Origin of the sequence: Bacillus sp. FSL W8-1127, assembly GCF_038006725.1 — a bacterium.
Lineage (GTDB): Bacteria > Bacillota > Bacilli > Bacillales > DSM-4216 > Bacillus_O > Bacillus_O smithii.
Genome location: NZ_JBBOVU010000001.1, coordinates 192,047 through 208,799, shown reverse-complemented (window position 1 = coordinate 208,799; position 16,753 = coordinate 192,047). Strand labels below are relative to the sequence as shown.

Annotated in this window: 10 protein-coding genes and 1 pseudogene; 1 reads left to right on the top strand and 10 read right to left on the bottom strand. The window is 40.8% G+C overall.

All coding sequences use genetic code 11. From position 1 onward, the window contains the following. Nucleotides 1–144: 144 nt before the first annotated feature. Both NST12_RS01075 and NST12_RS01070 read right to left on the bottom strand, forming a co-directional pair. Nucleotides 145–1,827, bottom strand: coding sequence for a hypothetical protein (locus NST12_RS01075; RefSeq protein ID WP_341100046.1), 1,683 nt, complete (start codon nucleotides 1,825–1,827; stop codon nucleotides 145–147). Between the two features lie 283 nt (nucleotides 1,828–2,110). Next, nucleotides 2,111–2,860 (bottom strand): SDR family NAD(P)-dependent oxidoreductase, encoded by a 750-nt coding sequence (locus NST12_RS01070; protein WP_048622419.1) that lies wholly within the window; start codon nucleotides 2,858–2,860, stop codon nucleotides 2,111–2,113. A 599-nt stretch (nucleotides 2,861–3,459) separates the two neighbouring features. Here NST12_RS01070 and NST12_RS01065 point away from each other — a divergent pair. After that, nucleotides 3,460–4,502: pseudogene (locus NST12_RS01065) on the top strand (zinc-dependent alcohol dehydrogenase family protein). Between the two features lie 251 nt (nucleotides 4,503–4,753). Here the strand turns inward: NST12_RS01065 and NST12_RS01060 are convergent. The 8 genes from NST12_RS01060 to NST12_RS01025 form a co-directional block, all read right to left on the bottom strand. Beyond that, nucleotides 4,754–6,217, bottom strand: coding sequence for an Msr family ABC-F type ribosomal protection protein (locus NST12_RS01060; protein ID WP_048622412.1), 1,464 nt, complete (start codon nucleotides 6,215–6,217; stop codon nucleotides 4,754–4,756). Next, the gene (locus NST12_RS01055) at nucleotides 6,217–7,137 is read right to left on the bottom strand and encodes a putative RNA methyltransferase (RefSeq protein ID WP_341100045.1); all 921 of its coding nucleotides are present in this window, start codon (nucleotides 7,135–7,137) and stop codon (nucleotides 6,217–6,219) included. Before NST12_RS01055 ends, NST12_RS01060 begins: the two co-directional genes overlap by 1 nt. Nucleotides 7,138–8,488: 1,351 nt before the next feature. Beyond that, nucleotides 8,489–9,736 (bottom strand): acyl-CoA dehydrogenase family protein, encoded by a 1,248-nt coding sequence (locus NST12_RS01050; protein ID WP_341100044.1) that lies wholly within the window; start codon nucleotides 9,734–9,736, stop codon nucleotides 8,489–8,491. Nucleotides 9,737–9,831: 95 nt separating this feature from the next. Next, nucleotides 9,832–11,208: an LLM class flavin-dependent oxidoreductase gene (locus tag NST12_RS01045; RefSeq protein WP_341100043.1), complete on the bottom strand. Its 1,377-nt coding sequence runs from the start codon at nucleotides 11,206–11,208 to the stop codon at nucleotides 9,832–9,834. A gap of 227 nt (nucleotides 11,209–11,435) precedes the next feature. Beyond that, entirely contained in the window at nucleotides 11,436–12,644 is a 1,209-nt protein-coding gene (locus NST12_RS01040) for an acyl-CoA dehydrogenase family protein (protein ID WP_341100042.1), read from the bottom strand. Between the two features lie 73 nt (nucleotides 12,645–12,717). Next, entirely contained in the window at nucleotides 12,718–13,947 is a 1,230-nt protein-coding gene (locus NST12_RS01035) for an acyl-CoA dehydrogenase family protein (protein WP_341100041.1), read from the bottom strand. Nucleotides 13,948–14,008: 61 nt separating this feature from the next. Continuing rightward, entirely contained in the window at nucleotides 14,009–15,163 is a 1,155-nt protein-coding gene (gene ssuD, locus NST12_RS01030) for an FMNH2-dependent alkanesulfonate monooxygenase (RefSeq protein WP_341100040.1), read from the bottom strand. A gap of 732 nt (nucleotides 15,164–15,895) precedes the next feature. Next, nucleotides 15,896–16,438 carry a GNAT family N-acetyltransferase gene (locus NST12_RS01025; RefSeq protein ID WP_048622404.1) on the bottom strand — a complete coding sequence of 181 codons (543 nt, stop codon included), beginning with the start codon at nucleotides 16,436–16,438 and terminating at the stop codon, nucleotides 15,896–15,898. Between the last annotated feature and the right edge of the window lie 315 nt (nucleotides 16,439–16,753).

Here is a 16,753-nt window from a genome sequence, read left to right as displayed (position 1 = left end):
TTTAAGCATCACCACTAACATAAATAAAAACTTGCCGCTCCCTCGATTTCAGACTTGATCTGTTTGAACCCCACAAACATCTAATCTATCAAAAGGAAGCGGCAAGTTGTATCTCTATCTCTCAAAGAACAAAAACACTTTTCCTTATTTTTCGAGACCTTTAATCGTCATCTCTTTTACTGGCAAAAATAGTTCTCCTGTATTTAAATATTTCACATTTACTCGATCTCCCGGCTGCAAGTAAATAGCGAGCGGAACAAGTTCTGAGCTGACAACAAAATTCTCTTTATTGTTCAATAAGAATGATACGTTCGTATAATCACCCACTCTTTCTTTAAATACACGTACAACCGTGCCAGCAACGGTTTTAGCATCTGCTTTTGAACTGCCGTTTACGGTGCTGTCGCTGCGTTGAAGAGCCGTTTTGTACATTTTTAGTGCTTCATTTGGTGTGTCTGCGTATACAGATACTTCAGGGTTGGCAGCAGAGACGATGAAATATTTTTGCAAAAAGCCGTTCGAATCTAGCACAGGTGTTAACCAACTTGCTTCACCGTAAAAATTATAAAGAATCGGCATCGAACCTTTCCATTTTTTCTCAATAAATTTTTTCTCGATAATTTGCAAATCTCCTTGTGAATCCATATACGATTCCTGTAAGTTCCCTGTATAATACGTCGCTTTTCCCGTTCTGCCATTGGTCAATGAATAGCCGAGCATGGAGTCAACATCTTTTTTAGGACTTGTGAAATCGGTAAAGTAGTACATATTTCCATGATCATCAAAAACAGGACTTACATTGGCTTCGGTTCCTTCATCAGTTGGTAATTTGACATCTCTTTTTCCGAAAATACTGTTCCAAAAACCATGAACGTATTTACCAAAATAACGATTTTGCAAACTGACAGCCTCAGGAGATACTGCGCCATCTATAAAAGCCGGCACTTTCTTCAAAGAATAAGATTTTGTATCACCCGTTGCCGGATCGACGACAACGACTCCTGTTGTTTGAAAACCATTCCGTGCCGAGATAAAATGCCCGTACGTACGAATGTAATAAGGTTTTCCCTCATCGTCAATTTCTAACTGCGGGTCGCCATAAAAAATTTTCGTCGGGTATTTTAAGCGCATATGCCGTTCTACATTTTTTTGAAAGAAAGAAGATGGTGTATACGCCATTTCTCTTTTCACAAATTTCGGATTATCGTCTGCATTGGTCGCGCTCATCATAAAGTAGCCGGGGGTCACTTTCCCTTTCCACCATTTAAAAAAACCAGAAAACTCTACCGGTGCGATATATACATATTCGCCCTTTACTTTTTGAATTTGCAAATTTCCCAGCTCATAATAGCTCGCATTCGGAACTTGCCCAAACGCTTTTTTCATTTTATTCCGCGCAAATTTAGGCGGAACACTGGCTGGCTTCTCTTTTTCATCAAACGGTTCTATATCTACTTTTTGATCCATTTTGGCAACTTTATATTTTTCATTCGCATTCCATAATGGCGCTGAAAGCATATAGACAGCCACGATTAAACTTCCTAAAAAAAGAACCCCTTTGATGAGCCGTTCTTTCCCATCCGCCAAGAAAAACCCGAATAAAGTCGTTATCATGAACAACGGCCATAAAGCCGTCCAGTTGCGGTCGATGTTCGTCACATAATACACGATAACGGCCACGATAAAAACAACTGCGACGATGCTTATAAAGAACTTCCCTCTACCCGTTATGTATGGCTTTCCTTTTTCATTTCCCCCCGTTAACGGTACAACAAGCACCGCTGTACCAAATGCAATGATAATGGATAATAGTATGATCGATCCCATTTCCACTCTCCTTTCCCTTATCATATTTCTACGCATATACTGGAAAATGGTTTCATTTTACCCGATTGAAGTTATAAAAGTGAATATTTTACAGTTTGGTTGAACAAAAGAAACTGTGAGGGCGGATAAAATGCGGGTTTGTGCTTATCTCGTAAAGGCTAATCATTCTGCAAAATAATTGATCTAAAAATGAAGAGGGTGCCCCATCTTTCCACTTTCGGGGCGCCCTCCTCTCCATATTCTATTGCCGTGTCCATCACAACTATATTCCAAAACTCAAACTTTATTCTTCATAGATCATTTTGATCGTCATGCCACCGTCTATAACAATGTTTTGTCCAGTAATAAAGTCATTCTCAGGATCGGTTAAATAAAAACAGCCTTTCGCAATGTCAATAGGTCGGCCCACTCGCCCCGCAGGATGTTGAGAGTGATCGATTTCGTTCAAATTCTCGTAATTTTTCGTTTCAATCCAACCCGGACTTATGGAATTGACACGAATATGATAAGGGCTAAATGAAACAGCCAACGCATGAGATAATGCAACGATTCCACCTTTCGTCGCCGCATAAGCTTCTGAGTGAGGCTCCGACATAAAGGCGCGAGTCGAAGCCATATTCACAATCGCACCGCCATTTTCATTCTTTTTCATATATTTTGCCGCTTCACGTGAACAGAGAAAGACACTCCTCAAATTCGTATGGATGATATCTTCCCACTCTTCCACTGTCAGCTCTAGCGGATCTTTCCATCGAGAAACTCCGGCATTATTAATTAAAATATTCACCTTGCCGTACATTTCATTGGTTTTCTGAAATAAGTGGATAATATCATTCGGTTCACGCACATCGATTTGAATAGAAACCGCTTCTCCGCCTTGCGTTTTGATTTGTCTGGCAACTTCATTTCCTGTCTCTACATTCAGCTCAGCGATGACCACTTTTGCCCCTTTTTTCGCATATTGTTCTGCGACGGATTTGCCGATTCCACTCCCCGCTCCCGTTACAACCACCACTTGATCTTGAAAGTTCATGGAATCTCACTCCTTTTTCGTATTCAATTAATGACCCTGTTTTCCCCATTGCAAAATATGTCACTAATATCGGTTTTTTGTCCATATATTCCGGACATTCAGTTTCGTTTTTTCAAAAAAATGGATACACCTAAAAGCGTGAACATTTCAAATAAAAAAAGCTTATGGCCACAATCATTATACAAAGAATTTAAACTAATGAATTTTTCTTATTATAGCGCAAAGAGCCCTTTTACTACACTTTCCGGACTATTCTTTTTTTCACCGTCGGCATAATTTCCCATATATACGATCTTCTACACAATTTAATAATAGGTGATCATAAAGACAGTACCTTCATATCTTTTTAAAAAACCTTCTAACGCTTAATCCAAAAAATGGGTCGTCACATAAAAACCCGGCATCGCATCTCCAAAAATATGAACAACCCCTAAAGAGCTGAATAATTTCATGTTCTCGAGGGGAAAATGTCTGTGGGACTACAATCCACTTTAGGAACACCAAATAGGAACACCTAACCTGGTTAGACCAGCATGGGACGACCTTTAATTTTTGTCACCGCAGGCAAATTAGCGAATGAAAACTTAGGAGGAATGTTGATGAAAGCACTTGTATTCCATGGACCGAAAAAAAAATCGAGTGGGAAGAGAAAGACAAGCCGACGATTCAGAATCCAACTGATGTCATTGTAAGAATCACCAAAACGACGATTTGCGGCACGGATTTGCATATCTTAGGCGGGGATGTACCGGCGGTAACAGACGGTCGAACATTGGGACACGAAGGAATTGGAATAGTTGAAGAAGTCGGCACGGGTGTCAACAATTTCAAACCCGGCGACAAAGTGCTGATTTCTTGTGTCACTTCCTGTGGAAGATGCGATTATTGCAAAAAAGCGATGTACGCCCACTGTGAAAACGGCGGTTGGATTTTAGGGCACTTAATCGACGGTACCCAGGCAGAATACGTTCGGATCCCTTATGCCGATACAAGCATGTATCATCTTCCTCCGGGAACCGATGAGGAAGCACTTGTCATGTTGAGCGACATTTTACCGACGAGTCTGGAAATCGGGGTGATCAACGGTGAAGTTCAGCCGGGTGATGTCATTGCGATTGTCGGCGCAGGACCGATTGGAATGTCGGCACTCTTAACGGCACAACTTTATTCACCGGCGGAGATCATCATGATCGACCTTGACGATAATCGCCTAGAGATGTCTAAAAAGTTTGGTGCCACTCAGACAGTGAACAGCTCTAAGAGCGATGCGGTTAAACAAGTGATGGAATTAACGGATGGCAAAGGTGTTGACGTAGCGATTGAAGCCGTCGGTTTCCCGGTAACCTTCGACATCTGTCAGCAAATCCTAAAGCCGGGCGGACGTCTAGCCAATGTCGGTGTACACGGCAAGCCTGTCGAATTGCACCTAGAACAATTGTGGATTCGAAATGTGAAGATCTCAACCGGACTGGTCAGTACAAGTACAACACCGATGTTGTTAAAGACAGTGGAATCAGGGAAGATCTCGCCGCAGCAGTTAGTCACCCATCGCTTTCCTCTGGATCAAATCATCCAAGCATATGATGTATTTGGCAATGCAGCCAAAGAAAAAGCGATGAAAGTGATTTTATACAACGATTAACCTTTTGATTAAGAAATGGCTCGAACCCTCTTAATATGGGCCAATTCATTTTGAGATTGCTTACCTGCTGCTTTTCTGAACGGAGAAAAGAATACAGCTTCTACACAAAGTCGTTTGCCAAAAGACAAACGACTTTTTTCAATAACGCAAGAAAAGATAAATGATATATAAAATTTGTCCTTTATGCACGAAAAAAACTCTGGCCGGCATCCACAATGAAACTATTATTTTACCCGCAAATGAGGTCTAACTTAGTTTCTTAATTTTAGTTGTTGGTTTTCAATGACATATATATGATCTGCTACACGTTGAATAAACATGTGATCGTGTGATACAAGTAGGACAGTACCTTCATATCCTTTTAAAAAGCGTTCTAACGCTTCAATACAGAAAACATCCAAAAAATTGGTCGGCTCGTCTAAAACCAGCACATTGTATCTTCCCAAAAACAATTGACACAATACTAAACGGATCGCTTCTCCACCACTTAAATGGCGGACATTTTTTCTCAAATCATTTCCAGTAAAATTCATTGCGTGTAGGACAGCACGGATCTTGCTTTCATCATAGTCGCTCCGTTCTTTCATAAATGCAAGTACAGTTTCATCTTTCTCAAATTCATAACCCATTTGTTCATACGATCCGATGACAGCTTTAGGAGATACGATAATCCCTTCTCCTTGTTGGATGATATGGCGAAGGAGTGTTGTTTTCCCTGAACCATTTTTTCCTGTAATCACGATGGTGCTGCCTAATGGGAATTGGAAACTAGCTTCTTTGAGCAGGATTTTATTTCCTGCCTTTAGCGTTAATCGGTCTGCCATAATCGGAAACTTATTGTGTAGCTTGAGAGCCGTTGGCTGAGGAAAATAAAGTGCTTGTTCCTTTTTTGGCGCCTCCACTGCTTCGAGTTGCTCCACTCGCTGCTCAATCGCTTTTGCTGCACGTTGGATCGCCTTTTGGCTTGTATCTTTTGATTTCGTCATAAACATTTTATTTGCCTTTGCTTTCGTTTCCTTTTTTGACATACGATTATTGGCCTTGGTCACTTTTTCGGCCTTGGTCATCTTTTCTTCCGCCGCTTTTAAAAGACGTGTTTTTTCTTTCACGTATTTTTCGTAATCCTTAAGCTGTCTATTACGAGCGAGTTCTTTTTGTGCTGAGTAGTCGGAATAATTCCCTGTATATTCCGTTACACGCCCGTCTTCGACTTCCCAAATTTTTGTAACGAGTTCATCTAACACATGACGATCATGGCTAACAAGAACAAGCGCACCGTAATAATAGCGCAGCTCATCGATGAAAAACTGTACACCGGCCTCATCTAAGTGTGTTGTCGGCTCATCAATCAATAACCCTTCATGGTAGGTGGAGAAAATTCCCGCTAACTTCAAACGTGTTTGTTCACCGCCGCTTAAATTTTCAACTTCTGTCTGAGGTATAGAGAGCTTTCCTAGAAGATCAAAATCTATTTCTTTTTCAATCGGTCTTGACAGTTGATCGAAATAAGCAAAATCCGCAAAGCGATTTACTTGGCCTTTATCTGGTGTAATTTGACCGTCCAAAAGTTTCAATAACGTACTCTTTCCAGCCCCATTTTTTCCAACAATCCCGATACGATCAAATTGGTGTACTGCTAATCGCGGGATATCTAATACTAATTTGCCTAAAAAGGAGACTTCGATATTTTTTAATTCAATATATACTTTTTCCATTATTCACTGCCCCCCATTCGATTGTGCGATGATAACTTTCTTTTCAAGCCTTTATTCATACCAACTAAAATATCTAGATCAACTGTGATCCGAGCGGAGTCCCGATGAATAAACGCATCAATACGTGCTTTATCCGCAGACCAAGCAAGAGGGGTCATTTGAACCAAATTTTTTAGTTCCGTTTCATTAAGGTTCTTTGAATAACATAAATGGAAAACATCCAGTAGTCGGAGATGTTTTTTAAAAAGGGATACTGTTTGATCATTTTTATAGACCCTTTTTTCCTTGTGATCATAGAATGCTTCTCGTAGCTCCTTTAGATAATTAGGTCGAGGAACAACCTTAATGACTAGCCCATCTTCCACTAAAATCCTCTTGAATTCCTTGTAGTTGGAAGGAGATAAGATATTCAAAATCACATGAAACGATTGATCTTCCAATGGTGATTTAGCCAAGTCTCCTACTAGCCAAATTTGGTTTTCGTACCTCTTAGCAGCCATGGCAATGCCTTCCTTTGAAATATCAAGACCCACACCAGTCATTGCCGGAACCTTACATTCGTCCAAAATCCTTTGTAAATGAGAACCTTCTCCGCAGCCTAAATCTACAATCATAAAAGGTTTAACAGAAACATCCATATATTCCGTTATCACTTTCGAAATCATTTCATGTATGGGAGTATATAAATGACTTTCGATAATGATCTTGTGTCTGGCTTTAAACAATTCTCTCTTGTAATGACTCTTCGAGGGATGAGTCATCAAATTTACATATCCTTGTTTTGAGAAATCAAAAGTATGGTTTTTAGAGCATATTAAGCTTTTAAAATCAACAACCTTCATCGAACTTTTACAGAGTGGGCATCTGAATGCCTCTACAAATTCACTGACAAGTTCCGCACTTTTTATTTTTTTGGTCATGTGATCTCTTCCTTTCGAAATCGAGTAGGAGGGAGCGATTAACTCCCGTCCTCTCACACCACCGTACGTACGGTTCCGTATACGGCGGTTCAATTAAGATAATTGACGCAAGTCTTTATAACTTCCGTGAATAGCTGTTCTCTTTATGCCAGTGGTCACTCCACCCTCCAAGAGGTCTCCCACGGGATTCACCGCTTCCTCCCTCAAGTGAGGTACTACGTTTTCTGTGTTCATCATGACTCACTGAATACCAAGGGCTATTCTCTCTTAATTGTTCGGTCCTTCTTAGTTGTTCTAGACCAACTAATACTATGACCTCTGCTGACTTCTGACGGTTCAGCTACTTATCACTAAGTAGGTTATGACGAGTACTTCACATATCCGCCAGACCTCCCCGGGTAAGTACATGCACTTTCACACCATCTATCCGCCTCATTTACTCGATATGACCTTCGACAGAAAGAGCTTTGTTTTGTTATGCAAACTCACTCAATCATACCTAGCCTTATATGAGGTTCGTGTTCCTCGGACCGGTGTTTTGCCTCCAGCTTCCTTCAGATTCCGCGTCACCACGGACACCCTTGCTCTTGGCTAACCTCTACTTCTGTCTTCGGGGTTCGGGACTTACACCCTATAGTTCATGTACATGCCGGGCGCACATAAAAAAATCACAGGCGATCTGCCTGTGATTCAGAGTAAAGGGAAGAAGACCCATCCTTATTAGATTAGGGGCTATTAGAAGCCGTCACCAAATAAAGTGAAACTTCCATCAGTGGGGGGCAACGCACAGGATGTGCAAGTGCAGATGAAGACATGGGGACACGGTGCTTTTAATAAGCCTTCATCTGCCACTGATGGTTAGTTGAACTAATCGGGCTTTTACGAGCAGTTATTCCCCACTTGACTTCATTGTTTCCGCTTAAGTCTTGAAGCGGGGACTTACTGCCCGTTGAAGCGGGATAAACCTTCCTTTTGCTAAACAAAAGAAGGAGAATGATACATAAATAAAAAAGACAGAACGATCCGTCTGCCTTCTTCACATTACATATTTTCTATATGAAACGAAGATTATTAAAAAAGGACAGACTGCTCCCGTTTACTCTGCATACACAAACAGAGCCTTTGAACGTATTTAATTACTGGTTCAAAGCCGGGAATCGCAATCTGATAAAATACATTTTTTAATAATCCTCCTCTAAATTTAAAAGTACAGAAATTATTATAGAAATCCTTTTAGAAAAAGTCAAAGAAAACCAACTTATTCCTAATGAATTTTTATAAATCAGCATTAAGCTTGCCCACTTTATCTCATTCTTCAAATCCATTCATATTTGTTTTGATTAAAATCGTCTTAAAAATAAATTTCTCTAATCGGAAGATCTGTACCGTTTACTATGTAGCTGCCAATGGCCCGAGCTTTGTAAACTGTTGGATTATGCGAAGCAATCGTGCGTATGTTTCTCCAATGTCGATCCAATTTCGCCGATTGTCTTGTTGCTGAAGCCCCGCCAACTTCGAAAAGCAGGGTAGCGGCTTTTAAAGCAAGATCGTCTACTACCACCTTAGCTTGTGCGGCTCGAAGCGAAGCCTCATGGCTCAACGAATAATCGATCACACCGTCAACGGCTGATCTCACAGCAACATCAAGTGCTTCTGCAGCAGTTAGCACAATCGCTTCTGCAGCAAATGCCATGCTGGAAAGTTGGCCAATCACCTGTTGAAGCTGCGGATCATCTGTCGGTTTATCTGCTGCCGCAAAAGAAAATGTGCGTTTACGACGATGTACTAAAGAAGAAGCATCCGTTACTACATTTCGCAATATTCCAGCAATGACTGCATGCAAAAAGAGCTGTAGATAGGAATTAAACGGAGTCTTTGTACCGTCAATAAACGTTACTTCATCTTTAAATACATACACATTGTTCAAACGGGTCGTGCCGCTTCCCGTTAATTTTTGCCCGATGCCGTCCCAATCGTCTTCAATAATGACTCCTTCCCGGTTTGCAGGAATGATGACCGATACTGTTTTCCCATCGTGGGTGGACGCCGTCACAAAAACCCAGTCAGAATACATCGTACCTGTACTAAAATATTTCGTCCCATTTAATCGATATCCGTCACCGTCAGGGGATAAAGTGGTCTCAAAAGCATATTTTCCAACATTTTTGGACGAAAGTTCGGTAAATGCATTACCGATAATATCGCCGTTAGCCACCCTCTTCAGCCATTTATCACGTTCTTTTTTATCCGGATTTCGAAGATATTCTTCCACCTGGGAATAATGTGAACGAAGGCTGTGTGCTACATCCGGATCTGCTTCGGCTAAGCGTATGATCACTTGGAAAAGATCCCGAATGCTGGCGCCGCCTCCTCCCTCTTCAATCGGCAAACGCAACGCGCCAAGCTTGGACTGCTTGATTAACTTGATCGCATAATCAGGTCGGGCTTCACTATTCGTATTCCTTCGTTCCTCCGCATCCCGGGCAATTTCCTCAATCAATTGGTCCAGTTCACGGGAATTTGGTTTAACCGGCTCAGAAAATGCCGCAGAGGAAAAGGGATCTTGATCTTTTTTTGAAATTAATTGTTTGGAGCTCATCTTACAAAATTCCCCCTTTTGTTTAAAATAAATTATTCGCATCTTCTTAGTCATATTAATGATAAAAACGGCGCCTTTATATTCGATCATTCTTATTATTGTATTGTACTTTTCGCAGCAAATGCACCTCTATATTTGGCTGCAGGGTGACGTTCATTCAGAAGATCTGATCCAAACAATTTTTTTCGGAAGGTGCTTGGCTCGGAATGGCCTCCACGGGCTAAACCACGTCTTCGTAATACAGGCATCACCAAATCAATAAATTCTTCATAGGAACCGGGAATGACAGCATTGATCATATTGACCCCATCGATTCCTGCTTCCCTCCAAATCTCCAGTTGATCTGCAATGGTTTCAGGGGTTCCAACAATGCGAGACGATCTCGTTCTCAGTTTGGCAAGGTCTCGTACTGTAGGGGTGCGCCCGGGAGTACTTTGCTTTAGCCACTCGTATGTGCTTCTTACTCCCTCTGTTTCAATGTGTTTAAGAGGTGTATCTAAACTGATATTTCCAAGATCAATGCCCATTCCGCCTGCCATATGGGCGATCATCATATCTAAATCAATTTTTTGATCCAGCTCAGCTTCTTTACGTCTCGCTTCTTCTTCCGTCTCACCAATCACAAAAGACAACCCTTGAAAAACGAGAATATCATTCTCATCCCTGCCATTTTGTTTAGCCAATCGCCGGATTTCATTGATCAATTGTCGGGCATTTTCGGGATCAGGTGCTACAATAAAGACAGCCTCTGCATTTCGGGCCGCAAACTCCCTTCCTGTAGAAGATGCTCCGGCTTGAAATAGCACCGGGGTGCGCTGAGGGGATGGTGAAACAAGGTGCGGGCCCTCCACTTTATAACGCTCTCCGATATGATTAATTTTGTGAACCTTTGCCGGATCTGCATGAATGCCGCTCTTGACATCTTGCAACAATGCCCCATCATCCCATGAACCTTCCCAAAGTTTATACAATACATCTACATATTCATCCGCCCAGCGATATCGCTCATCGTGAGGAACTAGACCATCATAGCCAAAATTTCGAAAAGCATTTGCCGAATAGCTTGTAACGATGTTCCATGCAATACGACCTTTGGAGATATGATCCAATGTTGAAACGCGCCTTGCAAAATTAAACGGATGTTCCTGAAGCGGAGCCGCCGTAAAAGCTAATCCTAAATACTTCGTGTTTACGGCCAGTGCAGACATAAGAACCATGGGATCATTGCTTGGTATTTGCAGGCCCGTTTTAACATGATACTCCCAGCCGCCGCGATGATTGCCATATAATCCAATCACATCCGCAAAAAAGATGGCATCAAAGCCACCTTCATCCAATTTTTTGGCTAGGGATACCCAAAGCTCAACATCATTAAAGTTCTTCTGATGCCCATTTTCATCACGCCAAAGACCGTGAATGATGTGAGAAGCTGTATTCATAACAAAAGCTGAAAATGACAGTGGTTTGGACATATTTCTTCATCCCCGTTTAAATGTTTTCTTTTTAATATATTTTTAAAAATGAACGAATTAAAAAACAAAAATTCTAAATTTTAAACATTTATTGTTCTTGAAATAACGACCCGTCAACTGATCTTCATTTCGTTAATCGGTTGATTAAGTCTCCCAACGTTTAAAATGCTGAGTTTTATGGATGCAGACCAGCTTTTGGACTGCCCTTTTCTCAAATTCAAATTAGATTACTTACCTTCATTCCAAAGATTCAACGGCAACCCTACTAAAATTTTGCCAATTTGGTCTCGTCCAATATTATTCGATGGAGCCATTGGGATCCCTGCACGCGCATCCCGATAAAGCCGTTCAAATATTCCTTCAGAATATCCATAACCGCCGGCTACATCCATTGCGACCCGCGCGGCAAAATCCGCCGTTTCAGAAGTGTGAATTTTAAACTCTACCACTTCTGATCCAAGTAAACTCAACGGTTTACCCTCCGCCAAAAATTCATCAAAATGTCTTGCTAAATCTATCTGCCATGCTTTTAATGCCGTAATTTGTATTTTCACTTCTGCCAGTTTTTGACGGATCACTTGGTGGCCAGCTAAACTATTATCAAAACCTTTATTTACTGTTTTCGTAACATGATCAACAGCTGCTTTTAGCGCACCTTGTGCTACTCCAAGCCAAACAGAAGCAATGCCGAGCAAATAAATAGGGTTTCCTCCTTCTTCCATTATCTCTTTTCCTAATCCTTCACGTCCCACCAGATCGCGATGATTTACTTTTACATTACTGAAAGTAATGGGTCCGCTATGATTTCCTCTAACGCCTAGTGCCTTCCACGGCTTTGCCGTAATCCCCTCATTATGTCCGTCAACAATAAAATAACTAAAATCACTTGGGTCTTCCGAATCCGGAGTTCTCGTTTGTAAAATATAAAAATCAGCGTATCCTCCACTAGTCGTAAAGGATTTTTCAGCATTAATGATATAATCCTTTCCATCCCGTTTAGCCTGGCTCAAGTTAAACCATACATGCCCTCTTGTCGCTTTTTCACTTGTAGAAAAAGTCCCAATGGCGCCTTCCCGTACAGGCAATAGCCATCGTTCCTTTTGATCGTCATTTCCATATAGAACAATAACCTGCGTTGCCCCCACATGCATGGCATACACTAACCCTGTAGAAGCATCGACCTTTCCGATTTCTTCTGAAACAATGGAAAAGCCTAAATAACCCAAATCTAATCCGCCCCATTTTTCAGGAACGGTTACAGAATTCCACCCTTCTTTAGCCAGCGCCAATAAATTTTCTCTTGGGAATTTTCCTTCTCTATCAATCGCTTCCGCATTTGGTTCAATGACATTTTGAATGATGGGTTGGACTCGCTCTCTGATTTCTTCCACATAAGTTCTTGAATAAATATTTTGATCCGTTTTTAAAATCCCCATTCTAAATACCTCCTAATATCAGTCAAGATCAATCACTTATTAACAATAGATTTAGCTAGTAAGGCAGAAGGACTTAAAAGTAAACTTCTCTGATTGGAAGTTTAGTATTGTTTACAACGTAGTTCCCTATGGCACGAGCCTTGTAAACGGTTGGGTTATGGGAAGCAATTGTACGAATATTGCGCCAATGGCGGTCGAGATTTTCCGATTGCCTTGTTGCAGATGCCCCTCCAACTTCAAAAAGCAATGTAGAAGCCCTCAATGCCAATTCATCTACAATCACTTTGGCTTGAGCCGCCCTCAATGAAGCTTCATGACTAAGATCAAAATCAAGGTTTCCATCAACAACTGAATCCACCGTGGCGTCTAATGCATCTGCGGCTGTCAACACAATCGCCTCAGCAGCAAACGCACTGCTCGAAAGCTGGCCAATCACCTGCTGCAAAAGCGGATCATCCGTCGGCTTATCAGCAGCTGCAAAACTGAATGTTCGCTTACGACGATGAACCAACGCGGCTGCATCTGTTACTACGTTGCGTAATATGCCCGCAATCACCGCATGTAAAATAAGTTGCAAAAATGAATTAAATGGGGTTTTATTTTCATCAATGAATGTTACTTCATCTTTATATACGAAAACATTCTCAAGACGGGTTGTTCCACTCCCGGTCAATCTTTGTCCAATTCCGTCCCAATCATCCTCAATAATGACGCCTTCCCGATCTGTCGGAATAAGTGCGGACACCGTTGAGCCATCAGGAGTAGAAGCCATAACTAATACCCAATCAGCATATAGAGTTCCCGTACTAAAATATTTCGTGCCATTTAAACGGTATCCGTCGCCATCAGGGGTTAAAGTCGTTTCATAGACCGAATTTCCTACATTATTAGATGAAAGTTCAGTATAAGCATTACCAATAAGATCTCCTTCCGCTACCCTTTTCAGCCATTTATCACGCTCTTTGCCAGCAGGGCTTTGAAGAAATTCCTCCACTTGGTAATAATGAAAACGAAGACTGTGAGCAACATCCGGATCTGCTTCTGCTAAGCGAATGACAACATAGAAAAGATCACGAATACTGGCCCCGCTGCCGCCTAATTCAACAGGTAAACGTAGGGCACCAAGTCTTGATTTCTTGATTAACTCCATTGCATAAAATGGCCGCGCTTCACTACCAGACTTTCTGCGCACTTCAGCATCTTTTGCAATGGCAGAGATCAGTTGTTCAAGTTCATTCGAATGAAATCTTACCGGTTCTGTGAATGTCAATGTATCAGAAGTTAAATGTTTTTGATTAGACATTTATCCATCTCTCCTTTTTCATTAATAGATCCATCTATATTTAGCCGCATTTAAATCTCGTTTAACCTATACTTTTGAGTGTACGTTCGTGTTGTTCGGCAGCGGTCGATTTTATATCTCCGCCGAATGGGCTAAGGAACGTCCGCTGATTGGAAGCATCCTTTTGATTAACCGGAAGTTTCGGAAATAATAATTCCGCTGTTCTATAGGCTTCTTCTAAATGTGGGTAGCCTGATAAAATAAAGGTTTCGATGCCTAAATCAGCGTACTCTTTTATACGGGCGGCAACCGTATCGGGATCTCCTACAAGCGCCGTGCCCGCACCGGTACGCACTAATCCAATACCTGCCCAAAGATTTGGACTCACTTCTAATCTGGTACGGTCACCTTCATGCAAACTCGTCATCAAACGCTGGCCTTCTGAATCCATCCGCTTAAATACTTTCAGCGCCTGTGCAATGGTTTCTTCATCCACATGTTCGATGAGATGATTGGCAGCTTCCCATGCTTCCTCTACCGTTGGACGGACAATGACATGCAGCCGGATGCCAAATTTTAACGTTCTTCCTTGGGCAGCAGCGAGCTCCCTCATTTTATTAATTTTTTTCTCAACTTGGGCCGGCGGCTCTCCCCACGTTAAATAAACATCAATGTGTTCTGCCGCCACCTTCATCGCAGCAGGAGAAGATCCTCCAAAATATAGTGGCGGATATGGTTTTTGAACCGTTGGGTACGGCAATTGCCCCCCTTCAATTCGTAAATATTTTCCTTCTAACTTCACTTCTTCTTCCGTAAACAACTGCCGCCATATCGTTAAAAACTCGTCGGTTAACTCATAGCGTTCATCGTGGTCTAAAAACACACCTTCTCCTGCAAGTTCGACCGGGTCGCCCCCCGCCACCACATTAATTAACAGCCGACCATCGGAAAATCGATCCAATGTCGCCGACATTCGCGCAGCAAAGCTTGGCGACATTAATCCCGGGCGTACGGCTACGAGAAATTTTAGATTTTTGGTTACGGGTGCTAGCGTTGAAGCGACAATAAATCCTTCTTCACATGTTTTTCCTGTAGGAATTAAGACGCCGCTATAGCCCAAGTCATCGACGGCTTGTGCAATTTGTCTGCAATAGTTATAAGTTGCAGGGCGTGAACCCTCTTGTTGATTTAGTTGACGAAAGTCTCCATTTGTCGGAATAAACCAAAAGATTTCCATTTATAATTCCTCCTTGAATATGTCTGTCTATGGGAAGCTTAAATTAAAAAAGGAGACTCCCTTAAAAATGAAAGGAAGTCTCCAGTGGTCCGGTCGACTAAAACACAGATTGCTATTGTCTTTTATCATTGATCCATATGAGAATTGCAGATGATGGCCTAAGTGATTATTTTGCTTCTTCCGCTGATAAAGGTAAAGAAGCACCACCTTTGATTCAGACATCTTTTCAAAATCGATGTTCGCCATAAATGAGAGATTCGAATATCTTAATTGATTTCATTTTAAACCTTTCCTAAAGAGGAAACGGGATTCAAAACATCTTTTTTATTTAAATACGTTTCCTTTAAAGGTGGTTTTCTTGCCGGTTAACAGTGATTTTCACAATCATCGCTGTTCTCTTTTCACATCCAGTGATCTGGTCTGTGTTTATTCATTTAATTTCCCAAATTATTTTCCTATTAATCCTATTAATTTAATATGAATTGTTTCCATAAAATTAACATATTTTTGTTTACACTGTCAACGTATTTTTTCATAAAATGTTATGCTGCCTTAGTGAAACTCTAAATGAAAGTATGATCAAAAACATTTCGCAAGCCTCCATTTTATGATGAAATAATTAGAAGCCTTTTGAAAGATTTTTTCTTATGACGCGCTTTTTAATGGAATAAAATAGGAATTCTGTTTGCTGATCGAGTTAAATGCATTTTAAATATTATCATCCTCTAGCTGCTATTCATTAAACCTTCCCATTAAAATGGTATTATAGTAGTTGCCATCTGATAAAACTCTGTCTTTTTTTAAAATCCCCTCTACTTCAAACCCATATTTTTTATAGAGTTTTATAGCTTTTTCATTGGTTTCGAGTACACTTAAGTTTATTTTTTTAATGCCATTTGAGTCAGCCCAATGAATCGATTCTTTTAGAAGATTTTTTCCTATTCCATATCCCCAATATTCTTTTAATACACAAACGCCAAATTCGGCTTTATGAGAAAATCTTTTTAATTTGTTTCTTTCACATCTGGAAAAACCTACTATCCTCTTATCAACTTCCGCAACTAAAAATAAGTTGCTACTTTCTGCATCATCTTTTATTAATTGATTAAAACCTAATTCGTCTATGTACGCCTCGCCCTTTTCTCTATCTAGATTTTCCGTTTCACCATCTATCTGCAATCTTATTTCAGACAATATTTTGGCATCCTTTTCTATTGCAGGCCTTATAATATAACGTAAATCATTCATCAAAAATTCTTTTGGATTAACTTTCATTGCAGTTCCCACCTTTACTGCATCACCCTGCAAAATATGGATCGAGTGACTATAAAACGCGCTTTTCTTTCGAACAAATCCGAAAATTAAAAACAACCTCTCGCGGATATATTACCTGAGAGGTTCAACCTTATTATAAAAAATAAGGCATGCTTTGAAAATGGAGCGAGTAACTTCTTTATGAAAAAGTTTATTCATTTTAATAAGTTCTTATGAACTAAAGCATCTGTTAATTTTATTATAAATTTCACAATCCAGCTTTTAAAAGAAGTTGCTGTACCACTAAGAAAAAGTCAACAATAATGGCAGCCGTGA

Coding starts and splice junctions, on each gene's coding strand:
- NST12_RS01075 (WP_341100046.1), bottom strand. CDS start 1,827: ATGGGATCGATCATACTATTATCCATTATCATTGCATTTGGTACAGCG.
- NST12_RS01070 (WP_048622419.1), bottom strand. CDS start 2,860: ATGAACTTTCAAGATCAAGTGGTGGTTGTAACGGGAGCGGGGAGTGGA.
- NST12_RS01060 (WP_048622412.1), bottom strand. CDS start 6,217: ATGGAAAAAGTATATATTGAATTAAAAAATATCGAAGTCTCCTTTTTA.
- NST12_RS01055 (WP_341100045.1), bottom strand. CDS start 7,137: ATGACCAAAAAAATAAAAAGTGCGGAACTTGTCAGTGAATTTGTAGAG.
- NST12_RS01050 (WP_341100044.1), bottom strand. CDS start 9,736: ATGAGCTCCAAACAATTAATTTCAAAAAAAGATCAAGATCCCTTTTCC.
- NST12_RS01045 (WP_341100043.1), bottom strand. CDS start 11,208: ATGTCCAAACCACTGTCATTTTCAGCTTTTGTTATGAATACAGCTTCT.
- NST12_RS01040 (WP_341100042.1), bottom strand. CDS start 12,644: ATGGGGATTTTAAAAACGGATCAAAATATTTATTCAAGAACTTATGTG.
- NST12_RS01035 (WP_341100041.1), bottom strand. CDS start 13,947: ATGTCTAATCAAAAACATTTAACTTCTGATACATTGACATTCACAGAA.
- ssuD (WP_341100040.1), bottom strand. CDS start 15,163: ATGGAAATCTTTTGGTTTATTCCGACAAATGGAGACTTTCGTCAACTA.
- NST12_RS01025 (WP_048622404.1), bottom strand. CDS start 16,438: ATGAAAGTTAATCCAAAAGAATTTTTGATGAATGATTTACGTTATATT.